22 protein-coding genes and 3 tRNA genes are annotated in these 22,466 nt (G+C 45.9%); 11 read left to right on the top strand and 14 right to left on the bottom strand.

Annotated features, from left to right (window positions below):
* Window positions 1-168: 168 nt before the first annotated feature.
* The 3 genes from IS446_RS06925 to IS446_RS06915 all read right to left on the bottom strand — a co-directional run bounded on the left by IS446_RS06925 (window position 169) and on the right by IS446_RS06915 (window position 485).
* A tRNA-Leu gene (locus IS446_RS06925) sits at window positions 169-252 on the bottom strand.
* A 44-nt stretch (window positions 253-296) separates the two neighbouring features.
* Window positions 297-369, bottom strand: a tRNA-Lys gene (locus tag IS446_RS06920).
* Between the two features lie 43 nt (window positions 370-412).
* Window positions 413-485, bottom strand: a tRNA-Lys gene (locus IS446_RS06915).
* A gap of 155 nt (window positions 486-640) precedes the next feature.
* Between IS446_RS06915 and IS446_RS06910 the strand changes: the two genes are divergently transcribed.
* Window positions 641-1,150, top strand: a complete 510-nt coding sequence (locus IS446_RS06910; protein WP_203059279.1) for a shikimate kinase — start codon at window positions 641-643, stop codon at window positions 1,148-1,150.
* On the opposite strand, the gene IS446_RS06905 is transcribed toward IS446_RS06910, so the two are convergent.
* The 3 genes from IS446_RS06905 to IS446_RS06895 are packed head-to-tail and all read right to left on the bottom strand — an operon-like array spanning window position 1,143 to window position 2,607.
* Window positions 1,143-1,646, bottom strand: coding sequence for a phosphoribosyltransferase family protein (locus IS446_RS06905; RefSeq protein ID WP_203059278.1), 504 nt, complete (start codon window positions 1,644-1,646; stop codon window positions 1,143-1,145). The two genes, IS446_RS06910 and IS446_RS06905, sit on opposite strands and share 8 nt — an antisense overlap.
* The gene (locus tag IS446_RS06900) at window positions 1,643-2,230 is read right to left on the bottom strand and encodes a methyltransferase (RefSeq protein ID WP_203059277.1); all 588 of its coding nucleotides are present in this window, start codon (window positions 2,228-2,230) and stop codon (window positions 1,643-1,645) included. The genes IS446_RS06905 and IS446_RS06900 overlap by 4 nt, the downstream gene beginning before the upstream one ends.
* Complete coding sequence (locus IS446_RS06895; protein ID WP_203059276.1) at window positions 2,227-2,607, bottom strand: RNA-binding S4 domain-containing protein; 381 nt, start codon at window positions 2,605-2,607, stop codon at window positions 2,227-2,229. The genes IS446_RS06900 and IS446_RS06895 overlap by 4 nt, the downstream gene beginning before the upstream one ends.
* Window positions 2,608-2,681: 74 nt before the next feature.
* Between IS446_RS06895 and IS446_RS06890 the strand changes: the two genes are divergently transcribed.
* The gene (locus tag IS446_RS06890) at window positions 2,682-3,662 is read left to right on the top strand and encodes an FKBP-type peptidyl-prolyl cis-trans isomerase (protein ID WP_235996436.1); all 981 of its coding nucleotides are present in this window, start codon (window positions 2,682-2,684) and stop codon (window positions 3,660-3,662) included.
* Window positions 3,663-3,735: 73 nt separating this feature from the next.
* Here IS446_RS06890 and IS446_RS06885 read toward each other — a convergent pair whose 3' ends face one another.
* From IS446_RS06885 to IS446_RS06875, 3 genes are read right to left on the bottom strand one after another with little or no spacing between them, the layout of a single operon-like run.
* Window positions 3,736-4,320, bottom strand: a complete 585-nt coding sequence (locus IS446_RS06885) for a porin family protein (RefSeq protein ID WP_203059275.1) — start codon at window positions 4,318-4,320, stop codon at window positions 3,736-3,738.
* A 55-nt stretch (window positions 4,321-4,375) separates the two neighbouring features.
* Window positions 4,376-5,329: a transketolase family protein gene (locus IS446_RS06880; RefSeq protein WP_203059274.1), complete on the bottom strand. Its 954-nt coding sequence runs from the start codon at window positions 5,327-5,329 to the stop codon at window positions 4,376-4,378.
* Between the two features lie 45 nt (window positions 5,330-5,374).
* A complete protein-coding gene (locus IS446_RS06875; protein WP_203059273.1) occupies window positions 5,375-6,220 on the bottom strand; it encodes a transketolase in 846 nt (281 codons plus the stop codon).
* Between the two features lie 160 nt (window positions 6,221-6,380).
* On the opposite strand from IS446_RS06875, the gene tgt reads away from it, so the two are divergent.
* The 8 genes from tgt (at window position 6,381) to IS446_RS06835 (ending at window position 15,916) form a co-directional block, all read left to right on the top strand.
* On the top strand, window positions 6,381-7,511 hold the full coding sequence (gene tgt, locus IS446_RS06870) for a tRNA guanosine(34) transglycosylase Tgt (RefSeq protein WP_203059272.1): 1,131 nt from the start codon (window positions 6,381-6,383) through the stop codon (window positions 7,509-7,511).
* A 2-nt stretch (window positions 7,512-7,513) separates the two neighbouring features.
* Window positions 7,514-8,593 carry an LptF/LptG family permease gene (locus IS446_RS06865; protein ID WP_203059271.1) on the top strand — a complete coding sequence of 360 codons (1,080 nt, stop codon included), beginning with the start codon at window positions 7,514-7,516 and terminating at the stop codon, window positions 8,591-8,593.
* Complete coding sequence (locus IS446_RS06860; RefSeq protein WP_203059270.1) at window positions 8,580-9,482, top strand: DMT family transporter; 903 nt, start codon at window positions 8,580-8,582, stop codon at window positions 9,480-9,482. The genes IS446_RS06865 and IS446_RS06860 overlap by 14 nt, the downstream gene beginning before the upstream one ends.
* 47 nt (window positions 9,483-9,529) lie before the next feature.
* Window positions 9,530-10,483 (top strand): acetyl-CoA carboxylase carboxyltransferase subunit alpha, encoded by a 954-nt coding sequence (locus IS446_RS06855; protein WP_203059269.1) that lies wholly within the window; start codon window positions 9,530-9,532, stop codon window positions 10,481-10,483.
* Between the two features lie 168 nt (window positions 10,484-10,651).
* The gene (dnaB, locus tag IS446_RS06850; RefSeq protein WP_203059268.1) at window positions 10,652-12,196 is read left to right on the top strand and encodes a replicative DNA helicase; all 1,545 of its coding nucleotides are present in this window, start codon (window positions 10,652-10,654) and stop codon (window positions 12,194-12,196) included.
* Window positions 12,180-13,589: an asparagine synthetase B gene (locus tag IS446_RS06845; RefSeq protein ID WP_235996435.1), complete on the top strand. Its 1,410-nt coding sequence runs from the start codon at window positions 12,180-12,182 to the stop codon at window positions 13,587-13,589. The genes dnaB and IS446_RS06845 overlap by 17 nt, the downstream gene beginning before the upstream one ends.
* Before the next feature lie 174 nt (window positions 13,590-13,763).
* The gene (locus IS446_RS06840; RefSeq protein ID WP_235996434.1) at window positions 13,764-15,494 is read left to right on the top strand and encodes a beta-N-acetylhexosaminidase; all 1,731 of its coding nucleotides are present in this window, start codon (window positions 13,764-13,766) and stop codon (window positions 15,492-15,494) included.
* Window positions 15,494-15,916 (top strand): secondary thiamine-phosphate synthase enzyme YjbQ, encoded by a 423-nt coding sequence (locus IS446_RS06835; RefSeq protein WP_203059267.1) that lies wholly within the window; start codon window positions 15,494-15,496, stop codon window positions 15,914-15,916. The genes IS446_RS06840 and IS446_RS06835 overlap by 1 nt, the downstream gene beginning before the upstream one ends.
* Window positions 15,917-15,941: 25 nt before the next feature.
* Here IS446_RS06835 and IS446_RS06830 read toward each other — a convergent pair whose 3' ends face one another.
* From IS446_RS06830 to thrS, 5 genes are all read right to left on the bottom strand, one after another.
* Entirely contained in the window at window positions 15,942-16,769 is an 828-nt protein-coding gene (locus IS446_RS06830) for an HAD family hydrolase (protein ID WP_235996433.1), read from the bottom strand.
* 373 nt (window positions 16,770-17,142) lie between these two features.
* Entirely contained in the window at window positions 17,143-17,487 is a 345-nt protein-coding gene (rplT, locus tag IS446_RS06825; protein WP_203059266.1) for a 50S ribosomal protein L20, read from the bottom strand.
* Between the two features lie 95 nt (window positions 17,488-17,582).
* Complete coding sequence (rpmI, locus tag IS446_RS06820) at window positions 17,583-17,780, bottom strand: 50S ribosomal protein L35 (protein WP_136337172.1); 198 nt, start codon at window positions 17,778-17,780, stop codon at window positions 17,583-17,585.
* Window positions 17,781-17,835: 55 nt separating this feature from the next.
* Window positions 17,836-18,348: a translation initiation factor IF-3 gene (infC, locus tag IS446_RS06815; RefSeq protein ID WP_317192188.1), complete on the bottom strand. Its 513-nt coding sequence runs from the start codon at window positions 18,346-18,348 to the stop codon at window positions 17,836-17,838.
* Window positions 18,349-18,418: 70 nt separating this feature from the next.
* Window positions 18,419-20,359 carry a threonine--tRNA ligase gene (gene thrS / locus IS446_RS06810; RefSeq protein ID WP_203059265.1) on the bottom strand — a complete coding sequence of 647 codons (1,941 nt, stop codon included), beginning with the start codon at window positions 20,357-20,359 and terminating at the stop codon, window positions 18,419-18,421.
* Window positions 20,360-20,582: 223 nt separating this feature from the next.
* Here thrS and IS446_RS06805 point away from each other — a divergent pair, with 223 nt between their 5' ends.
* A complete protein-coding gene (locus IS446_RS06805; protein ID WP_203059264.1) occupies window positions 20,583-21,938 on the top strand; it encodes an aryl-sulfate sulfotransferase in 1,356 nt (451 codons plus the stop codon).
* The last annotated feature ends 528 nt before the right edge of the window (window positions 21,939-22,466 follow it).

The following is a 22,466-nucleotide window of genomic DNA, read 5'->3' as shown; positions in this document are numbered from 1 at the left end:
TGCAGAAGATTACCTCGCTTTGCTCGGTGATCAAAAGGGGTGGCTTTACCCAAGATCCCGGCACTGCTAGCGCAGTGCTTCGGGATTTTTTGTTTCCTGTCTTACACCAGCGAGCTGGTGACGCCCGAAAACAAAAAATCCCGGTTGCCGAAGGCAACCGGGATCTTGTGCTCACGAGAAGATTCGAACTTCCACGTCCATACGGACACTACCCCCTCAAGATAGCGTGTCTACCAATTCCACCACGTGAGCATGTAGACTAAATGAAAAAAGCCAAGCTTACGCTTAACTTTTAGTGACCCGACTGGGGCTCGAACCCAGGACCCCAACATTAAAAGTGTTGTGCTCTACCAACTGAGCTATCGAGTCTGAACCAGCAATAAAATTGCTGATCGTGTTAACAATAAAATAGTGACCCGACTGGGGCTCGAACCCAGGACCCCAACATTAAAAGTGTTGTGCTCTACCAACTGAGCTATCGAGTCATTATTTAAGCTTTATAAGAGCCTCCCTACTATCTCGTAGGCGGGTGCAAATATAAAACCAATTATTTATTTATCAAGCCGAAATTCATATAAATTTGTCTTTTTTTTAGGCCCCTGTTTTAAGGGGATGATTTCGAACTATTTAAAACAAAAGTATGATCGTATTATTGGGTTATATGGGGAGTGGAAAGTCAACCGCCGGAAAGGAGTTGGCTGAGCTTTTGAAAGTGCAATTTATTGATTTTGATGATTTTATAGAAGAAAAAGAGCAAAAAACAATCACAGAGATCTTTCAGCAGAAGGGAGAGGTCTATTTCCGTAAAAAAGAGCGAATGTATCTTCAGGAGCTGCTACAATCGAAACCAAATGCGGTCATTGCGCTTGGTGGTGGCACCCCTTGCTTTGGAGATAATATGCAATTGTTGCTTGAATCAGACGCCAAAGTGGTGTACCTGAAGGCGAAGATCGATACCCTGACAAAGCGTTTAATGGCCGGGAAGTCTCATCGTCCTATAATAAGTCATCTCCCCGATAGCGACCTGGAGGAGTTTGTTCGTAAACACCTTTTTGAACGTAATTTCTTTTACCTGCAGGCGCCGGTAAAGATCGATGTAGATGAGTTATCTACCGAAGAGGTGGTTGCCCGTTTGCGAGCGCTTATGTAAGGTACACCCCGTCGTCTTTCCCGTTAAAGTCTACTTCTACATGCTCCTGCAAGGAGGTGGAAAGTGAAATTCCCTTGAAGTCGGCTTTAATGGGGTAGCGCTTGTGGTTGCGGTCTACCAGTACGACCGTTTTGAACTTCCTGAGCGGGACATTTAAAAAGTGTCTAACCGCGTAGATCAGGGTGCCTCCCGAATTGAGTACATCGTCTACCAGGATAAGGGCCTTATTCTCGTAGTCTGCAGCATCGATTGATGTGGTGATCTCACTAAGCAGTTCTTCCTTATTGATGTGTACCTCACAAAGAATAGGTTTTATGTCGGAGATCTCTTCCAGTTCAGATTGCAGCCTCTTGGCGAGCTCCAGGCCTCCTTTGGGGATCCCGGCAAGAACGACCTCTTTTTCCTCACTAAAGGTTTCGTATATCTGGTAAGCGATACGCCTTGTTTTATGGGCGATCTCTATATGGTTGAGAATTTTGTTTCCGGTGACCTTCATTCCTGTTTTTTTTCAAAGATAAAAAAGAGTTCATTACCCTGACGCGGTTTGATCGAATTATAACAAGGAGCCAAAACACGTTTGTGAAACCAGGGCTCGAACAAGCTGCGGTATTCGGCCTCGCTACCCCCGAATGGTGGTCCCTCTCCTGTATTGGGGAAGTTGAACAAAACCCCCACTAATTTTCCGCCGGGTTTGAGTAGTTCATGCATTTTACGAACATAATCGGGCCGTTGTTCCGGTAGTAACGCACAGAAAAAGGTTTGCTCCAGAATGAGGTCGTAGTGCTCCTGATGTTCGAAGAAATCGGCATTGACCAGGTGTTCTTCAGGGAATCCGGGCATGCGTTCCCGGAAGTTCTGAATAGGGGTGGGAGCGATGTCTATAATGGTGACATCCTGAAACCCTTTTTCATGCAACCATGCGGCCTCGTAGGCGTTCCCCGCCCCGGGGATCAGTATCTTCAGGTCTTTACGTGGCAATTGACCGGCATAGTGGGTAATGGCTTCAGACGCATAGCCAATATCCCAACCAGTCTGACAGTTGCGGTAGCGGTTTTCCCAGAAGTCTGCACTGAGTGTCATGGGCTCACCTCCCCTTCATCTAAATAATCGTCAATATCCCTGCGGTCCTTTTTGGTAGGGCGGCCGGTTCCTTTTTTACGGTAGTAATCTTTAGAATATTTGAGCAGATCGGAGTGTTCGAAAGCCTCTTTTGGGGTGGTGTCTTTACGATAGATATCCACCAGTTTGGCACCCACCCTGCTTGTTGGGAGGTCGAGTACCAACAGCTCGTAATTCACCTGGTTCTTTCGCACGATGAGCTTGTCGCCCGGATACACGTCTCTGGAAGGTTTGACCACGGCATCATTTACTCTGATATGCCCTTTTTTACAGGCCTCAGAGGCTTGGTTTCGGGTTTTAAAATATCGGGTGCTCCACAGGAACTTATCGATACGCATTACGGGTTAAATTTTTTGTTAAGCCTTCAGCAAAAATACAGGAAAATACTATCTTGCGCACTTAAATGGCCCAAATGATGAAATTTAGAAGATTGTTCCCGGTGCTCGCTATTGCACTGCTTGGTATAGGTTGTAATAACGATGATGACGGAGGTGGAGATATCGAGCCGCCACGCGATGCCGGAGAGGTGTATTTAGAAGATGATGCCCTGCTTCAGGAATACCTGAGGACGCATTATTATAACTATGCCGATTTCCAGAATCCTCCAGCCGATTTTGACTACCAGATCAAGTTCGATACCATTACCGATGCCAACAGGGGGAGTGTGATCCCATTGATCGACCAGGTGGAGACCAGGGTGTACGACTTTGAAGACGTGCCTCATAACCTCTACGTGCTCGTAGCCAGAGAAGGCGTAGGAGAGGATGTTAAACTTGGGCATGCCGTATTGTTCGATTACGAAGGTAGCTTGCTTAATGGGGAGATCTTTGATGAAAGCTATACGCCATCGTTTGGAGCAACTCTTGGAGTAGCTATAGAAGACTTTGAATTGGTAGGCAGAGGGTCTTATGTGGAAGGGTTCAACCGATTATTGTCTGAACTAAGTATAGGAACCGGTTTTGTAGATAATCCCGATGGGACTATTACATGGAACCAGGATTATGGAATTGGAGCTGTATTCATGCCTTCAGGACTTGGGTATTTCAATGTGAGTCAGTCGGCTATTCCTGCCTATAGTCCGCTTATCTTTAAGATCGACACTTACGCTGTTGAGGATGAAGATCAGGATAGGATCCTTCAGGGAACACAGTCTTTCCCGTTAGCCGATACCGTTCCTTCGCATCTTGAAGATGTAGATGGCGATGGTGATCCAAGAAACGACGACACCGATGGTGATGGTACTCCTAATTATATTGATCCTGATGATGACGGGGATGGGGTGCTTACTGAATACGAATACGACAAGGATGGCGACGGTATTCCGGATGATCACAATAATGACGGGACTCCCGATTACCTGGACCCTGATTATCCAACTATTGACAACAATTAATCGCTGCAGCGATAGTGTATAAAAAAAGATCCCGGAAACCCCGGGATCTTTTTTTATTGGTGTGTTCTTGTGTTTAGAGCTTCAGTGCTAAGCTCAGAATAAATTGGCTTGGTCGGGTATCTACCCTTCCGGTGCCCAGGATATCATCGGCAAACTCTGCCTCATTACTTCCAAGGCCTCTTTCGTAGCGCAGGTCTACCCCCAGGCGATCTCCGAGGTCTACGCCTACACCAAATTGCAGGCCTACGGTGAAGTCGTTCTCCACATCCCTGTAATCCACATCATTAAGGTCAGAATTGAGTACGTACTGAAGGGATGGTCCTCCGAAAAGATTGATCGGTCCCAGGATCTTGATCCCTACCAATACAGGAAGGTCGAGCTTTTGCATTTCAAAATCACTGCTAAAGCTTCTTCCCTCGTACTTGGAATTGATCTTGGTGTAAACGAGCTCAGGGCGCAGGTAGATGTTTTCTCCGAACTTTCCCCAGACACCCAGGTGAAACCCAGTTTGGGTATCGGCACTCAGGTTGATGTCGCCCAGGTCGAGATCTCCCGAGCTGTTAAAATTAAAACCGCCTTTAACACCATATCCTGAATTGGATTGTGCAAAGGCGGTTATTCCGGCCATTAGGCAAATAAGTAATACAAACTTTTTCATTTCTTGCAGTTTGGGATTATGCGTTGCTAATATAAACCCGAAAACTGCAGAAATATTACTTTCTCGCCATTACTTTTTTAGCTTTTTCAACAATGCTGGCGCTGTTTAAGCCGTATTTTTCCATAAGCTGAGCAGGAGTTCCGCTCTCTCCAAATGTATCCATAGTGGCTACAAATTCCTGAGGTGCAGGATTGTTCATGCTCAGTGTTCTTGCTACGCTCTCTCCGAGTCCGCCAAGGTAGTTGTGCTCTTCAGCAGTAACCACACATCCGGTCTTAGCAACAGACTTCAGGATGGCTTCCTCGTCAAGAGGTTTGATGGTGTGAATGTTGATGATCTCTGCAGAGATTCCTTCTTCAGCCAATTTTTCTCCGGCTTCGATAGCCTCCCAAACCAGGTGCCCGGTAGCTACGATGGTCACATCGGTACCCTCGTTAAGCATTACGGCTTTCCCGATCTCGAATTTCTGGTCTTCTGAAGTAAAGTTAGGTACAGCAGGGCGTCCGAAACGCAGATAAACGGGTCCGTCGTGCTCGGCGATAGCGATGGTTGCCGCCTTGGTCTGGTTGTAATCACAGGTGTTGATCACGGTCATGCCCGGAAGCATTTTCATGAGTCCGATATCTTCCAGGATCTGGTGGGTAGCCCCATCTTCTCCAAGAGTGAGTCCGGCGTGAGAAGCACAGATCTTCACGTTCTTGCCTGAGTAGGCAACACTCTGACGGATCTGGTCGTATACCCTTCCGGTAGAGAAGTTAGCGAATGTTCCTGTGAATGGGATCTTTCCGCCAATGGTAAGTCCGGCAGCGAGTCCGATCATATTGGCTTCAGCAATACCGGCCTGGAAAAAACGCTCAGGATTTTCGTTTTTGAATTCGTCCATTTTAAGCGATCCGGTAAGGTCGGCACAAAGGGCAACAACCTTATCGTTGGTTCTTCCTAACTCGGCCAATCCGGCTCCGAATCCGCTTCTTGTATCTATTTTCTTTTCGTATGTATATTTTTTCATCGGTAATGTCGTATCGATTAGTCTCTTTACAGAGGTTAAATAAGTTTAGTAATCGCCAAGGGTTTCCGGGTTTTGCTCAAGAGCAATAGCCAGTTGGTCGTCGTTAGGAGCTTTTCCGTGCCACGCGTGGGTGTGCATCATAAAATCTACTCCGTTACCCATAACCGTGTGCATGAGTACTGCGACAGGCTTTCCTTTTCCGGTCATGGCCTTCGCCTCTTTAAGTCCGGCGATCACCGCTTCGATATCGTTACCTTCTTCGATCTCCAGAACATCCCATCCAAAGGCTTCGAACTTCGCGCGAAGGTCACCTAGTGGAAGTACATCGTCTGTAGATCCGTCAATTTGCTGTTTGTTGTAGTCTACGGTGGCAATGATGTTGTCTACTTTATTGGCAGCAGCATACATGATCGCCTCCCAGTTCTGACCTTCCTGCAGCTCTCCGTCTCCGTGTAAGCTGTAGATAAGGTGGTTGTCGTTATTGAGTTTTTTAGCCAGTGCAGCACCAAGGGCTACAGACATTCCTTGTCCGAGCGATCCGCTGGCAATGCGTACTCCCGGAAGTCCTTCGTGAGTGGTAGGGTGCCCCTGCAGTCTTGAGTTGATAAGCCTGAACGTGTTGAGTTCGTCTACAGGGAAATATCCTCTGCGGGCCAATACGCTGTAATAAACAGGTGAGATGTGACCGTTAGAAAGGAAGAATACATCTTCTCCGTTTCCGTCCATGTCGAACCCTTCATGGAGCTCCATCACCTCATTGTAAAGTGCCACAAAAAACTCTGTACATCCCAGTGATCCTCCCGGGTGCCCTGAGTTAACCTTGTGAACCATTCTAACAATGTCCCGGCGAACCTGGGTTGCTAAATCCTTTAAGTGTTGTGTGTCTGGCATTTGAATACAGTAATAGTTATTTTGGGCAAAAATAGTCGATTACTTCACCCTGACAAAGCAAACCTTTATACTTTTTTAAACGACTAATCACCTGCATTTTCGGGTCGTTATTGGAAACTTAGCCGAATAGTTGATTATCTTTGCCACCCAACATTTTTTTATGCAGTTTAAACTCGAAGCAAACGATCCGGGATCCCGGGCCAGGGCAGGTAAGCTCACCACCGATCACGGAACCATTGAAACCCCGATATTCATGCCTGTGGGTACCGCCGGAACCGTAAAAGGGGTGCATCAGCGCGAACTTACAGACGATATTAATCCGGATATTATCCTGGGAAATACCTATCACCTGTACCTCAGGCCTAAGACCGATATCCTGGAAAAGGCCGGTGGGTTGCATAAGTTTATGAACTGGGACCGAAATATCCTTACCGATAGCGGGGGATACCAGGTGTATTCACTCTCTGCCAACAGAAAGATCAAAGAAGAAGGGGTCAAGTTCAAAAGTCATATCGACGGCTCTTACCACTTTTTTACTCCGGAAAATGTGATGGATATCCAGCGCACCATCGGGGCCGATATTATTATGGCTTTCGATGAGTGTACCCCGTATCCGTGCGATTACCACTACGCCAAGCGCAGTATGTACATGACCCATCGCTGGCTCGATCGTTGTATCAAGCGTTTTGAGGAGACCCCTCCTAAATACGGTTACGAGCAAACCCTGTTTCCGATCGTGCAGGGATCTACCTATAAGGACCTGAGAAAGCAATCGGCCGAGTATATTGCCAATGCCGGTGCTTTTGGTAATGCCATTGGCGGATTGTCGGTTGGGGAGCCTGCAGAAGAAATGTATGCCATGACCGATGTGGTTTGTGAGATCCTTCCGGAAGATAAGCCCCGCTACCTTATGGGTGTAGGTACACCGATCAATATCCTCGAGAACATTGCCCTTGGGGTCGATATGTTCGACTGCGTGATGCCAACTCGTAACGCCCGTAACGGGATGTTGTTTACGGCTCATGGAACCATAAATATCAAGAACAAGAAGTGGGAAGACGATTTTTCTCCTATCGATGAAATGGGGATCACCTATGTGGATACCTATTATACCAAGGCCTACCTGCGTCACCTGTTCGCATCTAACGAATACCTGGGCAAACAGATCGCTACCATTCACAACCTCGGATTTTATTTGTGGTTGGTTCGTGAGGCCAGAAAACATATCTTAGCGGGAGATTTTTACCAGTGGAAAAACACTATGGTAAAGCAAATGGATAAGCGTTTGTAGTTTTGAAGATAATAGATCGTTACATACTTAAGAGGTACCTGCTTACCTTCTTCACCATGATCCTGCTGTTTATCCCGATAGGTATCATGGTCGACGTTTCTGAAAAGGTCGATAAGATGATCGCCAACCAGGCGCCTACGGGAGAGATCATTCAGTACTATATAGATTTTACATTTTATTTCGCGAATTTGCTATTCCCGATCTTCCTCTTTTTATCGATCATTTGGTTTACCTCCAAACTGGCTAACAATACCGAGGTGATCGCGATCCTGAGCTCCGGGATCTCCTTTACCCGTTTCCTGAAACCCTATTTTATCGGGGCTTCTATTATTGCTGTGTTCGCCTTTATGATGAGTATGTTCATCGTTCCGGCAGCCAGCCAGGGATATAATGATTTTCGTATCAAATACCTCAAGGGTGGCCGCGATAAGGACCGGGAGACCAATAATATCTTTAACCAGATAAGCGATAACGAATACGTTTATGTGAGTAGTTTCAGGCCGGTGACGCAAACGGGGTACAACTTTACCCTGGAGCATTTTGACGGTACCGAACTGGAATACAAGATCTCGGCAAGCAGTATACGTTGGGTAGAAGATGATAGTGTTTTTCGCCTGGCGTCGTATAAGAAGCGTATTGTCGGACCTGAAAATGATATCTTCGAATCGAAGTCACGACACGATACGGTATTCGATTTTAGCCTTGACGACCTTACACCTGTGTCGTATGTGGCGGAGACCAAGAACCTCTTTGAGCTCAATAAGTTCATAGAACAGGAGCGTAAAAAAGGATCTCCGAACATCAATCGCTATATGGTGGTAAAGTACAAACGCTGGAGTTTACCTATTTCGGCTTTTATTCTCACCATTATCGCGGTAGCGGTATCTTCTATGAAGCGCCGCGGAGGAATGGGCGTAAACCTGGCTCTCGGGATCACCCTGGCCTTTGTGTTCATTTTCTTTGATAAGGTGTTTGCCATTTTGGCCGAACAATCTAATTTTTCACCTTTTCTTGCTGTGGCTATTCCCAATATGATCTTTGCGGTAATTGCCTTTTACCTGTTGCAGAATGCTAAACGATAAGCTTAAGAATTACCTCCATTTACATTTCATCGTGTTCATTTGGGGGTTTACAGCCGTATTAGGAGCACTGATCTCCATTGATGCGATCCCTTTGGTATGGTACCGCATGGGACTTGCGGTTTTATTTATCTCATTTTACATTGCCTGGAAGCGCTTTGATATGCATGTGCCGCGCAGGTACCTCTGGACCATGGTGATCGCAGGAGGGGTTATTGCCCTGCATTGGGTGACCTTTTTTATGGCCATCAAGGTGTCGAATGTGTCGGTGACCCTGGCTACGATCTCTACCGGGGCCTTCTTTACGGCTATTCTGGAACCTATATGGTATAAGCGAAAATTCATCTGGTATGAATTCCTGTTCGGCCTGCTCGTTATAGCGGGTCTTGCAGTGATCTTCCGGGTGGAGACGCAGTATGTTGGTGGGATCGTTCTTGCGCTGATCTCGGCCTTGCTTTCGGCTGTATTCTCGCTTATCAATGGTCGCCTCGCACAGCAGTTTCGGCCTTCCGTGGTCTCGTTCTACGAGCTGGGAAGTGGGGTGCTGTTTATAACCATTTATCTATTGGCTAGAGGACGCTTTGACGCTTCCTTTTTTCAATTGCAACCCAACGACTGGATCTTCCTGATCATTCTGGCCAGTGTGTGTACGGCTTATGCGTTTATCGCTTCGGTTAAAGTAATGAAGTTCATAAGTCCCTATACCGTCATGCTTACCATTAATATGGAGCCTGTTTATGGTATTTTACTGGCATTCTTTATATTGGGTTCCAAAGAAGAAATGAGCAGCGGATTTTATTTCGGGGCCCTGGTTATTTTAAGCACGGTAGTGGCGAACGGGATCCTTAAGAATTCGCTGAAAAGAAAAACTACAGTAAAAGGGGCAGAATAACATAAAGTTTTATATTTGTAGCCCTGTGAAACCTTCAAAACCAACTCATGGAGTATTTAGATTTTGAGTTACCGATCAAAGAGCTCGAAGAGCAACTAGACAAATGTAAAGTGCTGGGTGAAGAGAGTGAAGTTGACGTGACAGACACCTGCAAGCAGATCGAAAAGAAACTGGAAAAGACCAAGAAAGATATCTATAGAAATCTTACGGCCTGGCAAAGGGTGCAGCTTTCAAGACACCCCTCGCGTCCTTACACCCTTGATTATATCAAGGCCCTTTGTGGAGATACCTTCCTGGAACTTCATGGAGACCGTAATGTGAAAGACGATAAGGCCATGATCGGCGGATTGGGTAAGATCGGAGATCAAACCTATATGTTCATCGGTCAGCAAAAAGGATACAATACCAAGACCAGACAATACCGTAACTTCGGAATGGCGAACCCTGAAGGGTACCGTAAAGCACTTCGTTTGATGAAGATGGCCGAGAAATTCGGTATTCCTGTAGTGTCTCTTATCGATACTCCCGGAGCATATCCCGGTATCGAGGCTGAGGAACGCGGACAAGGAGAGGCGATTGCCCGTAATATCCTTGAAATGACTCGTCTTAAAGTGCCGATCATCGTGCTTATTATCGGTGAAGGTGCCTCTGGTGGTGCCCTCGGTATAGGTGTAGGAGACCGTGTGCTTATGCTTGAAAATACCTGGTATTCTGTAATTTCTCCGGAATCGTGTTCATCGATCCTGTGGAGAAGCTGGGAATACAAGGAGCAGGCTGCAGAAGCCCTCAAGCTTACGGCAAAGGATATGAAAAAACTTCACCTGGTAGACGATATCATCAAAGAGCCTCTCGGAGGTGCACATGCCGATCGCGTTTCTACTTTCAAGACTGTTGAAAAAGAGATCGTGAAGGTTTTTGATGAATTAAAGAAGTTAACACCCGAAGACCTCGTTCATAAGCGTATGGAGAAATACGCCGAAATGGGTGTGTTTAAGGGGTAACCCTTTAGATAAAGGAAAAGCTTAAAAAACCGAAGTGAGAGCTTCGGTTTTTTTTACCTTTATTAACAAGAAAATCAAGTTATTAACAACGTAATTGTTGAAGTTTGGTGAACAAACCGGCGCTGTGTTTTTTACCGACATGTTCTACAATTAAGTACTTTCGTGTTTATGGAAAAAATGAACCCGATCCCCGGAATGAAGGTTGATAAAGCCAACATTATTAACCTGGAAAAAGGCAAAGTCCCCCCGCAGGCATTAGATCTGGAGGAGGCTGTGCTAGGAGCTATGATGATCGATAAGAAAGGGATCGATGAGGTGATCGATATGTTAAACCCCTCGGTTTTCTATAAAGAATCTCATCAGCATATCTTCGAATCGATCGTACAATTGTTCGAATCGTCAGAACCTATCGACTTATTAACAGTTTCGACCAAACTCAAGCAGAATGGAAAACTGGAGCGAGTAGGAGGTGACTTTTACCTGATCCAGCTTACTAAAAAAGTGTCGTCTTCGGCTCACATCGAATACCACGCAAGGATCATTCTGCAGAAATATATTCAGCGTAGCCTGATCAAGATCTCCAACGAGATCATCGAAGATGCCTACGACGAAACTACCGATGTATTCGACCTCCTTGATGAGGCCGAAGGGAAGTTCTACGAAGTAACCCAGGGTAACATCAAGAAGTCTGCAGAAACCGCCCAGAGTTTGGTGATGCAGGCAAAGAAAAAGATCGAAGAGATCTCGAATAAGGAGGGACTCAGTGGTATTCCTACCGGATTTGATAAGCTCGATAAGCTTACTTCCGGATGGCAGCCTTCCGACCTTATTATCGTGGCAGCACGTCCTGGTATGGGTAAAACCGCCCTTACCCTTTCGATGGCCCGAAATATTGCGGTGGACGCCAATATGCCGGTAGCTTTCTTCTCTCTGGAGATGTCTTCGGTACAGTTGATCACGCGTTTGATCTCTTCTGAAACCGGACTGTCCTCGGAGAAACTGCGTACCGGGAAACTGGAGAAACACGAATGGGAGCAGCTTAACGTAAAGGTGAAGAATCTGGAAAGCGCTCCGTTGTTTATTGATGATACACCGTCGCTTTCGATCTTCGACCTTCGTGCAAAGGCCAGGCGTCTGGCATCACAGCACGGTATACGAATGATCATGATCGACTACCTTCAGCTGATGACAGCCGGAGGTTCTCAAAAGGGAGGTAACCGTGAGCAGGAGATCTCGATGATCTCGCGTAACCTTAAGGCCCTCGCAAAAGAATTGAACGTACCGGTGATCGCCCTTTCTCAGCTTTCACGTGCGGTAGAAACAAGGGGTGGTAGTAAGAGACCGTTGCTTTCTGACCTTCGTGAATCCGGAGCGATCGAGCAGGATGCCGATATCGTATCCTTCATTTACCGTCCGGAGTACTATAAGATCGAAGAGTGGGATGATGAAGAAAGAAGCCCAACAGCTGGTCAGGGAGAATTCATTGTAGCCAAGCACCGTAATGGTGGACTTGAAAATATTAGGTTAAAATTCCTTGGACACCTAGGTAAATTTGATAATTTAGAGGAGTTCGATACACCGTTCGAATTCCAGTCTAAGATGAATGACGGTGATGAGAGCCCGTTCTCAGTTAATGACCTGCCTAGTGCAGACGAGGCTTTCGGGAGTTCAATGAATAACGATTTTAACCCAGACGATGACGTACCTTTCTAAAAACAGGTCTGTAACACTATGCCCAACGGCATGGCTGCAGGTTTTTAGAACAACGATAATTCAGATTAACAATACTTTTAAAGGCGTGGTTACTTTCTTTAACGAAGGTAACCATGTCTTTTTTTACACCTCTCTGAAGCGGGGACTCACCCTGGCCATTTTCCTGGCATTCGCAACAGTGCAGGCCTCACAGATCCTGATCCCTATGGATGCCGACGGACAGGAAGACCATTTAAAGGCTTATGGCATTACCTTTTGGGTTTTACAGCAAAATACCAAGGTTAAATGGCTTCTGAACTACAGGGGAGGGGCGTTTATGCTACCCGACCGGGAGCAATTTCGCAGGGAATGCCAGATACGGGGGGTGAGTTTTGAGGTGCTTTCTGATGGTGCTGCTGCAGGAATACTGAATGAAATAAGCAGTCCCGGACGCAACCAGGATGCTGTGGTGCTCGAAAAAGCACCCAAGATCGCAGTCTATTCGCCTAAGGGAAATCAACCCTGGGACGATGCAGTGACCATGGTGCTTACCTATGCAGAGATCCCTTATGACGTAGTATATGATGAGGAGGTGCTGGGTGATGAATTGCTGCTCTATGATTGGTTGCATTTACACCATGAAGATTTTACCGGACAGTTCGGGAAGTTTTATGGGGCCTATCGCACCGCTCCCTGGTATATTGAAGATAAACGCAATGCCGAAGACCGGGCCGCTGCCCTCGGATATGATAAGGTTTCTGAGGAGAAGCTGGCGGTAGCCCTTAAGATCAGGGATTATGTGATCGGTGGCGGATTCATGTTCGCGATGTGTTCGGCTACCGATAGTTTTGATATTGCACTGGCAGCTGAGGGTGTCGATATTTGTGAGCCTATGTTCGACGGGGACCCCTCTGATGCGGGCTATCAAAATAAGATCGACTTTAATAAGACCTTTGCCTTTACCAATTTTTTACTGGAACGCAATCCTAATGCCTACGAATTCTCGTCTATAGACATGACGGCAAAGCGCCCAACGGTGCAAAGGGAAACCGATTATTTTACCCTGATGGAGTTTTCTGCCAAATGGGATCCCGTACCCACCATGTTATGTCAGAACCATACGGCTCTGGTCAAAGGATTCATGGGGCAAACCACCAGTTACGATCCTGCGACCATTAAGCCTACGGTGCTGGTGTTGGCAGAAAATAAGGTGAACGGCGAGGCAAGATATATTCACGGGATCAAGGGAAAAGGCTTCTTTACCTTTTACGGTGGTCACGATCCCGAAGACTACCAGCATCGCGTAGGAGACCCGAAGACCGAACTGGAGTTGCACCCTACTTCTCCCGGCTATCGACTGATTCTTAATAATGTGCTTTTCCCGGCAGCCAGAAAGAAAAAGCAAAAAACCTGATTTTTATAGTAGATGGCTATTATTTCTGGTTTTTAACTGCTGTTCAGAGGACTAAATTGTTTCGCGTTGAAACTGTTCCCTTTATTAGTTCCCTTTAGTTTGCTTTCAAGTGATGTTTTTCCTTACATTTAAGGAGGTATTTACCCTATTCATAAGCCTTTAAAAAACTATTTCATGAAAGCTATCCCCATGAACCGAATGTTTGTACTTCTTTTAGTTGCAAGCTTTTCGATCATTTCCTGTACCTCGCCCTACGCCGATTATGCAAATGTTGAAGATGATTATAGTGTAATTCCAATTCCGGATAAACTGATGTCGGAAAATGGGAGGTTTTTGGTCGATGATGAGGTTGTTATTGTTGCCGCCGAAGAATTAAGTAAGGAGGCCGGTCACCTCAGTGAGGTATTGGCCGGATTCGCTTCGGGAATGCAACCTGAAGTGGTAGTGTCTCCCGGATTTGGGAAGCGCCCGGTAATGTTATTGATCGACGATGGCGATACCATGAAATCAGGTGGCTATGAATTAATAGTAAAAGCCGATGCCGTAGTACTGATCGGTGCCGATGCCAAAGGGGTATTCTACGGGATCCAGACCTTGAGGCAATTACTGGACACTTCCGAGGCGCATACCGACCTCCCTTCTGCGAGTATCCCGGCAGTAACCATCAATGATTCGCCACGATTCTCTTATCGTGGAATGCATCTGGATGTAGCCCGTCATTTTCAGCCGGTTTCATTTGTGAAACGCTATATCGACCTGTTAGCGATGCATAAGTTCAATACCTTTCACTGGCACCTTACAGAAGACCAGGGATGGAGAATTGAGATCAAAAAGTATCCTGAACTCACCGAAGTGGGCGCCTGGCGAAACGGTACTGTAGTGGGGAAACTTCCGTGGACGGAGAATGATAATAAAGAATATGGCGGATTCTATACACAGGAAGAGATCAAGGAGATCGTTGCCTATGCTGCCGATCGCCATATTACGGTGATACCCGAAATTGAAATGCCCGGTCATAGTAGTGCTGCCATTGCTGCCTACCCGGAATTGAGTTGTTTTCCGGATAAACCAACAACACCTAAGCTCGGGATACTCTCAGAAAAGAGTCTTGAGGTTCAGGCCTCAGGTACACCGAAGGTCGTATTTGAAGAATGGGGAGTTACCGATGATGTGTATTGTGCCGGTAAAGAATCAACCTTTGAGTTCCTGGAAGGTGTATTGGAAGAGGTAATAGAATTATTTCCGTCTACCTATATTCATATCGGAGGAGATGAATGTCCAAAAGGGCATTGGGATATTTGTGAAAACTGTAAACTGAGAATGCAGCAGGAAGGACTGGCAGATGTCCATGAATTACAGAGTTATTTTATTACCAGAATGGAAAAGTATCTCAATAAGCACGGCCGTCAGATCATTGGATGGGATGAGATCCTTGAAGGCGGACTAGCGCCTAATGCCACGGTGATGTCCTGGAGAGGTGTACAGGGAGGCATTGAAGCCGCCAAGCAGGGACATAATGTGATCATGACTCCGGGAGCGCCTTTGTATTTTGATCATTATCAGGCAGATCCTGCACAGGAGCCGGATGCGATATGTTGTCTAAATACCGTAGAAAGCGTTTATGGCTACGAGCCAGTGCCGGAGGAACTTTCGGGTGATGCTTCAAAATATGTTCTGGGTGCTCAGGGTAATGTATGGACTGAATATATGAAAGACGGTGATTATGTAGAGTATATGGTGCTGCCGCGTATGGCCGCCCTATCGGAAGTATTGTGGAGCAGGGCAGAAGCAAAGGATTTTGAAGATTTTAAAAAGAGAATGCCGGTGCTCAGGAATATGTATGAGCAAGGGGGATATACCTATGCAAAGCATATGTTCGGGGAAGCTGTAGAAAATGAAGAGTGATGAAAAATATCCAGAAGGAAATTGTTTTACCGGCTTATAATAGAGGATTCCATCTGATCACTGATGAGGTGATAGCTGGAATCCCTGAGCTCGACCAGGTGGTGTCGGGATTGTTGCATATGTTTATTAAGCACACTTCGGCGAGTTTATGTATCAATGAAAATGCCGATCCAAAGGTGCGGACCGATTTTGAGAGTCACTTCAATAAGATGGTTCCTGAAAATGCCCCCTATTATATTCACACCTATGAGGGACCAGATGATATGCCGGCGCATATCAAGGCTGCCCTGTTGGGTACGTCGGTTACCATACCTGTGTTGAGCGGTAAGTTGAATATGGGAACCTGGCAGGGTATCTATCTTTGTGAGCATCGCGATCACGGCGGTTCTCGAAAGCTTGTACTAACCCTTCAGGGAATTTGATCGAACCGGGTAGCAGGCATCTGAACTAAGCGTTTGTTTTGGCCTCTACCAGTTGTTCGAGAATACTTTCTACTCCGTTATCTTCATTACTTCCCGTTTGAAAGCGTGCCATAGCTTTTACATTAGGGTGCGCATTTTGCATGGCGTAACTGTAGTGTGCGCATTCCAGCATTTCCAGGTCATTATTGTAATCACCGAAAGCCATGGTTTCTTCCGGGGTAATTTGCATGTGATCCTGGATGAGTTTTACGGCCTTGCCTTTGTTCGCGTCCGGATGAGAAATGTCTACCCAGTGTTTTCCGGAAACCTTTACCAGTAGCTGGCCTTCCAGAATCTTTATTTTGGGTAAGATATTCGCCTCGGAGTCTTCGTGGTGGTACAGAGCGACCTTGATGATCTCCGATGGATCTACAGATGCCAGGTCGTTGGTGACTTGAAACTCGTGGTAATACTCCCTGAGGATATCGGTGAATGATGTATCGCCGTTCTCAATAAAGGCGCCATTCTTACCGCAGAGAATGATCTCTGTTTGTGCTATCTCACGCGCCCTGTCGATAATGCTGTGTAAGTGCGATTCGGGTAATCCCGTAAAAAGAAGTTCTTCCTGGTCTCTTTTGGCCATCCCTCCGTTTTCGGCGACAATGGTGATGTCCCGAAAAATGGGCTCCAGCTTGTGTTTGATACTGTGGTATTGTCTGCCACTGGCTGCTACAAAATGAATATCGTTCTTGAGGAGGCGGTATAGCTCAAAGAAACGGTCGCTCACTTCTCCTTTTGAGTTGAGCAGGGTACCGTCCATATCTGTGACCACCAGTTTGACGTTGCTTAGATCCATAGGGTGTATTTCTTTCATTGCAAAAATAGGGCGGTAAGTCAGAGAATGCGTTAATGTGGTGTTATTTTATTTGGGAGAGGGTATTTAGGGAATAGGGAAGTAGGGAAGTAGGGAAGTAGGGAAGTAGGGAAGTAGGGAAGTAGGGAAGTAGGGAAGTAGGGAAGTAGGGAAGTAGGGAAGTAGGGGAGTAGGGAAGTAGGGAAGAGGGGAAATGGGGAAGTGGGGAGATATCACCGTTGATTTCTGTTGCCTCTGTTGCCCCTGTTACCTCTGTTGCCTCTGTTGCCTCTGTTAAGCCTGTTACGTATGGCCGTTTACTCATTACGGTCAAAAAAAAAGTCCGGAAAAACCGGACCTTTTTTGATAAGCGCGAAAATATATTGTTAAACGTTTACTTTACTTTCTCAACGATCGCCTTGAACGCTTCTGGGTGGTTCATAGCCAGGTCGGCAAGAACCTTACGGTTAAGCTCGATATCATTGGCTTTAACTTTCCCCATGAATTGCGAATAAGACATTCCGTGCAATCTGGCACCAGCGTTAATACGGGTGATCCAAAGGGCTCTGAATGTTCTCTTTTTGTTTCTACGGTCTCTGTATGCATAAAGCATAGCTTTTTCAACCGCGTTCTTGGCAACTGTCCAAACGTTTTTACGTCTACCGTAGTAGCCTTTTGCTTGCTTCATTACCTTTTTTCTACGGGCTCTGGAAGCTACAGAATTAACTGATCTTGGCATAATTTTAAATTTTTTGTAGCAGGCGCTCAGAAAATCTGAGACTTTTAATTGGGCCTGACTCCAGGGTTAAACAATTTAATGAACCGAAGGAACGGTTACTTCAAACGTAATTGTTCCTTAATGTTAGACTCATCTGCCTTGTGAACAAGGGTTGAATGAGTAAGTGCAAGCTTACGCTTTTTAGACTTCTTGGTTAAGATGTGACTTTTAAAAGCGTGCTTTCTTTTAATTTTCCCGGTACCGGTAAGCTTAAAACGCTTTTTGGCACTGGATTTGGTTTTCATTTTAGGCATAATTCCTAAGATTTATCTATAATCGCGCTTATACTCTTTCCTTTGAAAGGTGACCTTATTTGGTCTTTTTAGGAGCGATGAACATGGTCATACGCTTTCCTTCCAATTTAGGCATTTGCTCCACCTTACCTAGTTCTTCCAGTTCGGAGGCCAGTTTTAAAAGGAGGATCTCACCCTTATCTTTATACACGATAGAACGCCCTTTAAAGAATACATAAGCTTTTAGCTTAGCACCTTCTTTCAGGAATTTCTCGGCGTGCTTTTTCTTAAACTCATAATCGTGGTCGTCCGTATTAGGTCCGAAACGGATCTCCTTAACGGTAACTTTCGAAGCTTTCGCCTTCATGGCTTTTTCCCTCTTCTTCTGCTCGTAAAGGAACTTTTTATAGTCCAGGATCTTACAAACAGGAGGTTTGGCGTTGGGAGAGATCTCTACAAGATCTAATCCCTGCTCTTCTGCCATGGCTAAAGCTTTCCTGGTTGGATACACGTCCATTTCAACGTTATCTCCTACCAATCGTACTTCTGGTACACGGATCTCTTTGTTAGTCCGATGTGGGTTCTTAATTTCTCTTCGTGGCGTGTTGCGCCTGAATCTTTTAATTGCTATGGCTTAAAAATTTTAATTAAACTTAAATTTAAAACGACTTTAATGTACGATTGATTTCTGAATTAATCAAATTGACAAAGTCTTCAACCTTAAGGGCTCCAAGGTCCTCACCTCCGTGCTTACGAACAGAGATAGTGGCTTCTTTCTCTTCATTTTCCCCGACAATGATCATGTATGGGATCTTATTCATTTCAGCCTCCCGGATCTTCTTCCCGATAGTCTCGTTCCTGTTATCAACAAGGGCGCGAATTTCGTTATTTTCTAATAAATTAAAAACTTTTTCCGCATAATTTTCATATTTCTCACTGATAGACAGGATGATAGCTTGTTCAGGCATGAGCCATAATGGGAAATTACCTCCGGTGTGCTCCAATAAGATAGCGATAAAACGCTCCATACTTCCAAATGGGGCACGGTGGATCATTACCGGACGGTGGTGTTTGTCGTCACTACCAATATAGCTCAGTTCGAAACGCTCAGGCAGGTTGTAGTCTACCTGAATGGTACCCAGCTGCCAGCTTCTTCCGAGAGCATCCTTAACCATGAAGTCAAGCTTTGGTCCGTAGAAGGCCGCTTCTCCGGTTTCGATCACGTAGTTAAGACCCTTTTCTTTTGCAGCATTGATGATAGCATTTTCTGCTTTATCCCAGTTATCTGCACTTCCTATATACTTATCAGGATTCTCAGGATCGCGCAATGAAACCTGAGCGGTAAAGTTTTCAAATCCAAGAGAACCGAAAACGTAAAGTACCAGGTCGATCACTTTTTTGAATTCTTCATCCAGCTGTTCCGGAGTACAGAAAATGTGAGCGTCATCCTGGGTGAAACCGCGAACACGTGTAAGTCCGTGTAGCTCTCCACTTTGCTCATAACGATAAACAGTACCGAATTCGGCGTAACGCTTCGGTAATTCTTTGTAACTCCACGGACGAGCATTGAAGATCTCACAGTGGTGCGGACAGTTCATAGGCTTTAGCAGGAATTCCTCATCTTCCTTAGGAGTATGAATGGGCTGAAAGCTGTCTTCTCCGTACTTGGCATAGTGGCCTGAAGTAACGTAAAGGTCTTTTTGTCCGATATGTGGCGATACCACTTGCTCGTATCCGGCTTTCTTCTGAGCCTTCTTCAAAAAGTTCTCCAGACGCTCTCTTAAAGCAGCTCCTTTAGGGAGCCATAATGGGAGGCCCTGGCCTACTTTTTGGGAAAAAGTGAAAAGTTCAAGTTCTTTTCCGAGCTTTCTGTGGTCACGTTTTTTAGCTTCCTCTAAAAGAGCAAGGTATTCCTTGAGGTCTTTCTGTTTTGGGAAGGAGATCCCGTAAACCCTGGTGAGCTGTGGTTTGTTCTCATCACCTCTCCAGTAAGCACCTGCAACAGATAATAGTTTAACCGCTTTTACGATCCCGGTATTCGGAATGTGTCCTCCGCGACAAAGGTCGGTAAAGGTGTCGTGATCGCAAAAAGTGATATCTCCGTCTTCAAGGTTTTCAATAAGTTCGACCTTGAAGGGGTTGTTTTGTTTTTTATAGAACTCAAGGGCGTCGGCCTTGCTTACTTCTCGTAGTTTGAAGTCGTGCTTTCCGCGGGCGATCTCCAGCATGCGGGCTTCCACCTTTGGGAAGTCCTTCTCAGAAATACTGTGTTCCTTAAAGTCGATATCGTAATAGAATCCGTTGTCGATCGCCGGACCAATGGTCAGGCTAATTCCGGGGTATAATTCTTCAAAGGCCTGAGCCATAATGTGAGAGGTGGAGTGCCAAAAGGCTTTTTTACCCTCATCATCGTTAAAAGTATAAAGAGTAAGATCACCATCGGTGGTCATGGGGGTGGTTACTTCAACCTTTCTTCCATTGTATCTTGCAGAAATAACATTGCGAGCCAACCCCTGGCTAATGCTCAGTGCAACATCCATAGGAGTACTGTTCTTTTCGAACTCCTTCACTGAGCCATCTGGTAATGTGATCTTGATCATTGTAATGTAAATGTGTTATTATATGGTTTGCAAAGATAATAGACTGTTGCAAGGCGTACAATAGCAGTGCGATGAAATAGTATGGTAAATGAAGGTGTATTCATGTTAATATTGTGATATATTTAGAAATTGAAATTCGATGCTGCTTTCATGAGGTATGGGGTTTAAGGCCCGTCCTCCTGAATACAGTCAATTAATCTTATAAATCAATTAGTTGAATCTCATGAACCGATCCCGATTCTATTTTCCTGTAATGTTGTTTGCCGTCCTTATGCTTTTAGCAGGTAGTTGTAGTAACGATGATAATTTGCATACGGATCCTGAACCGGATACCGAAGTGCCGCCTGTTGATGATCCTGTAGATGAAGGAGATGATGATAATTCCGGCAACGATATCGGAGTTTTGGTAGATGTGGCTTCCCAAAGGCAGGAGGGGTATGTTTTGGTGAATGACCCCGGGTCCAACCGTGTTTACCTGATGAATAAGGCCGATGGATCTTCTGCATATGAATGGACTTTGCCTTATCATTTAGGTAATGATGCCAAGCTAATGGATGATGGTGTGTTGCTGATCTCGATGAGGGCTGAAGATCCCGACTTTAACTTCGGCGGATATGGCGGGATCCTGCAAATGATCGATACGAATAATGAAGCGCTGTGGCGTTATGATCTGCAATCGGCCGATCTTATAGCGCATCACGATGTGGTGATGTTGCCAAATGGCAATGTGCTTACCATGCTGTGGGAGCGAACAGGGCTGGAGGATGCAAAAGCAATAGGGTATGCCGGAGAACAACCCGATATCTATACGGAAACGCTGGTGGAGATCGACCCGGTAAGTAGTGAGGTCGTGTGGCGATGGGATTCCAGGGATCACCTGGTGCAGGATGCGATGCCTGAAGCAGGTAATTTTGGTGAGGTTGCAGCGTCGCCGAGAAAGATCGATATCAATTATTGGGATCAGGAGGTGACTTCCAACCTGGATAACGGAGATCTGATGCATGCCAACGGACTTGCCTATGATGAAGCGAATGACCTTATATATATGTCTGTGAATTATTATAGTGAAGTATGGGTGATCGATCACAGTACAACTACCGAAGAGGCAGCGGGTTCGGAAGGTGGTAATATGGGATACGGCGGAGACCTGGTGTATCGTTTTGGGAATCCTTCTGTTTATAGGAATGTTGCAGGGGGGAGGTTGTTCTATAATAACCACTCGCCTAAGTTTGTTCCGGGTACAGATCATATGCTGGTGTATATGAATGGAAATCATACCGGCGGACCATCAGTCGTCTATGAGTTGGATCTTCCGGAGGTGTTCGCTTTGGATCCCGATGCCGATAATGAGCCATTAGTGGTTTGGGAGTATAGTCATCCCGATATGTATTCGGCCAAGGTTTCCGGAGCAGAGCGTTTGCCTAATGGGAATACCCTTATTGCGGTAGGGACTTTTGGTTATTGGGAGGTAACCCCGGAGAAAGAGGTGGTTTGGCAGTTTAAAGGAGAAGGTTTCTTTTGGAGAGGGTATCATATTGGATTTGGAGACGCTGCACTAAGCGGGCTCGGATTGAATTGATGTTATTGGATCATTATATAGTATAAGGCCCTTCACGATAGTGAGGGGTTTTTTTATGCCTGAATGTTACAGGTAACAAGTAGTGGGTAATAGGGGGTGAAGTGAGCATGCCTGACGATAGGCAGGGAGGCTGAAGGCCGACGCGGCAATCTGCCAGGAAATAGACCCCCTCCGCCCTTCGGGCGCCTCCCCCCTGGATCAGGGGGAGGAGAACGTACTTCGATAGATCATATGTATATAGAAGAAGGAAGTTATCCCCTCCTTTCTAAGGAGGGGTGGCCACGACCCTGTCGTGGGCGGGGTGGTTCGTTCAAACATCAACATCTTATTACTAAAAAACGATCACCTTCCCCTCCCAGGGGAAGGTGGCAGCGCTTTCAGCGCTGTCGGAAGGGGTGTTTGAAGTGTCAACGTTTCTTTAGACCGTTATGACCGATTTGTGAGTTGCAGTCGTTGTAACCGCATCACTCCATCACTCCATCACCGATGGTGTCTTTACGAACCTTCCTGCCGGCAGGCAGGGGTGGC

It is taken from the genome of Robertkochia sediminum, assembly GCF_016786255.1.
GTDB lineage: Bacteria > Bacteroidota > Bacteroidia > Flavobacteriales > Flavobacteriaceae > Robertkochia > Robertkochia sediminum.
The sequence above is the reverse complement of the archived record's forward strand: the minus strand, read 5'-3'. Positions and strand labels throughout refer to the sequence as shown.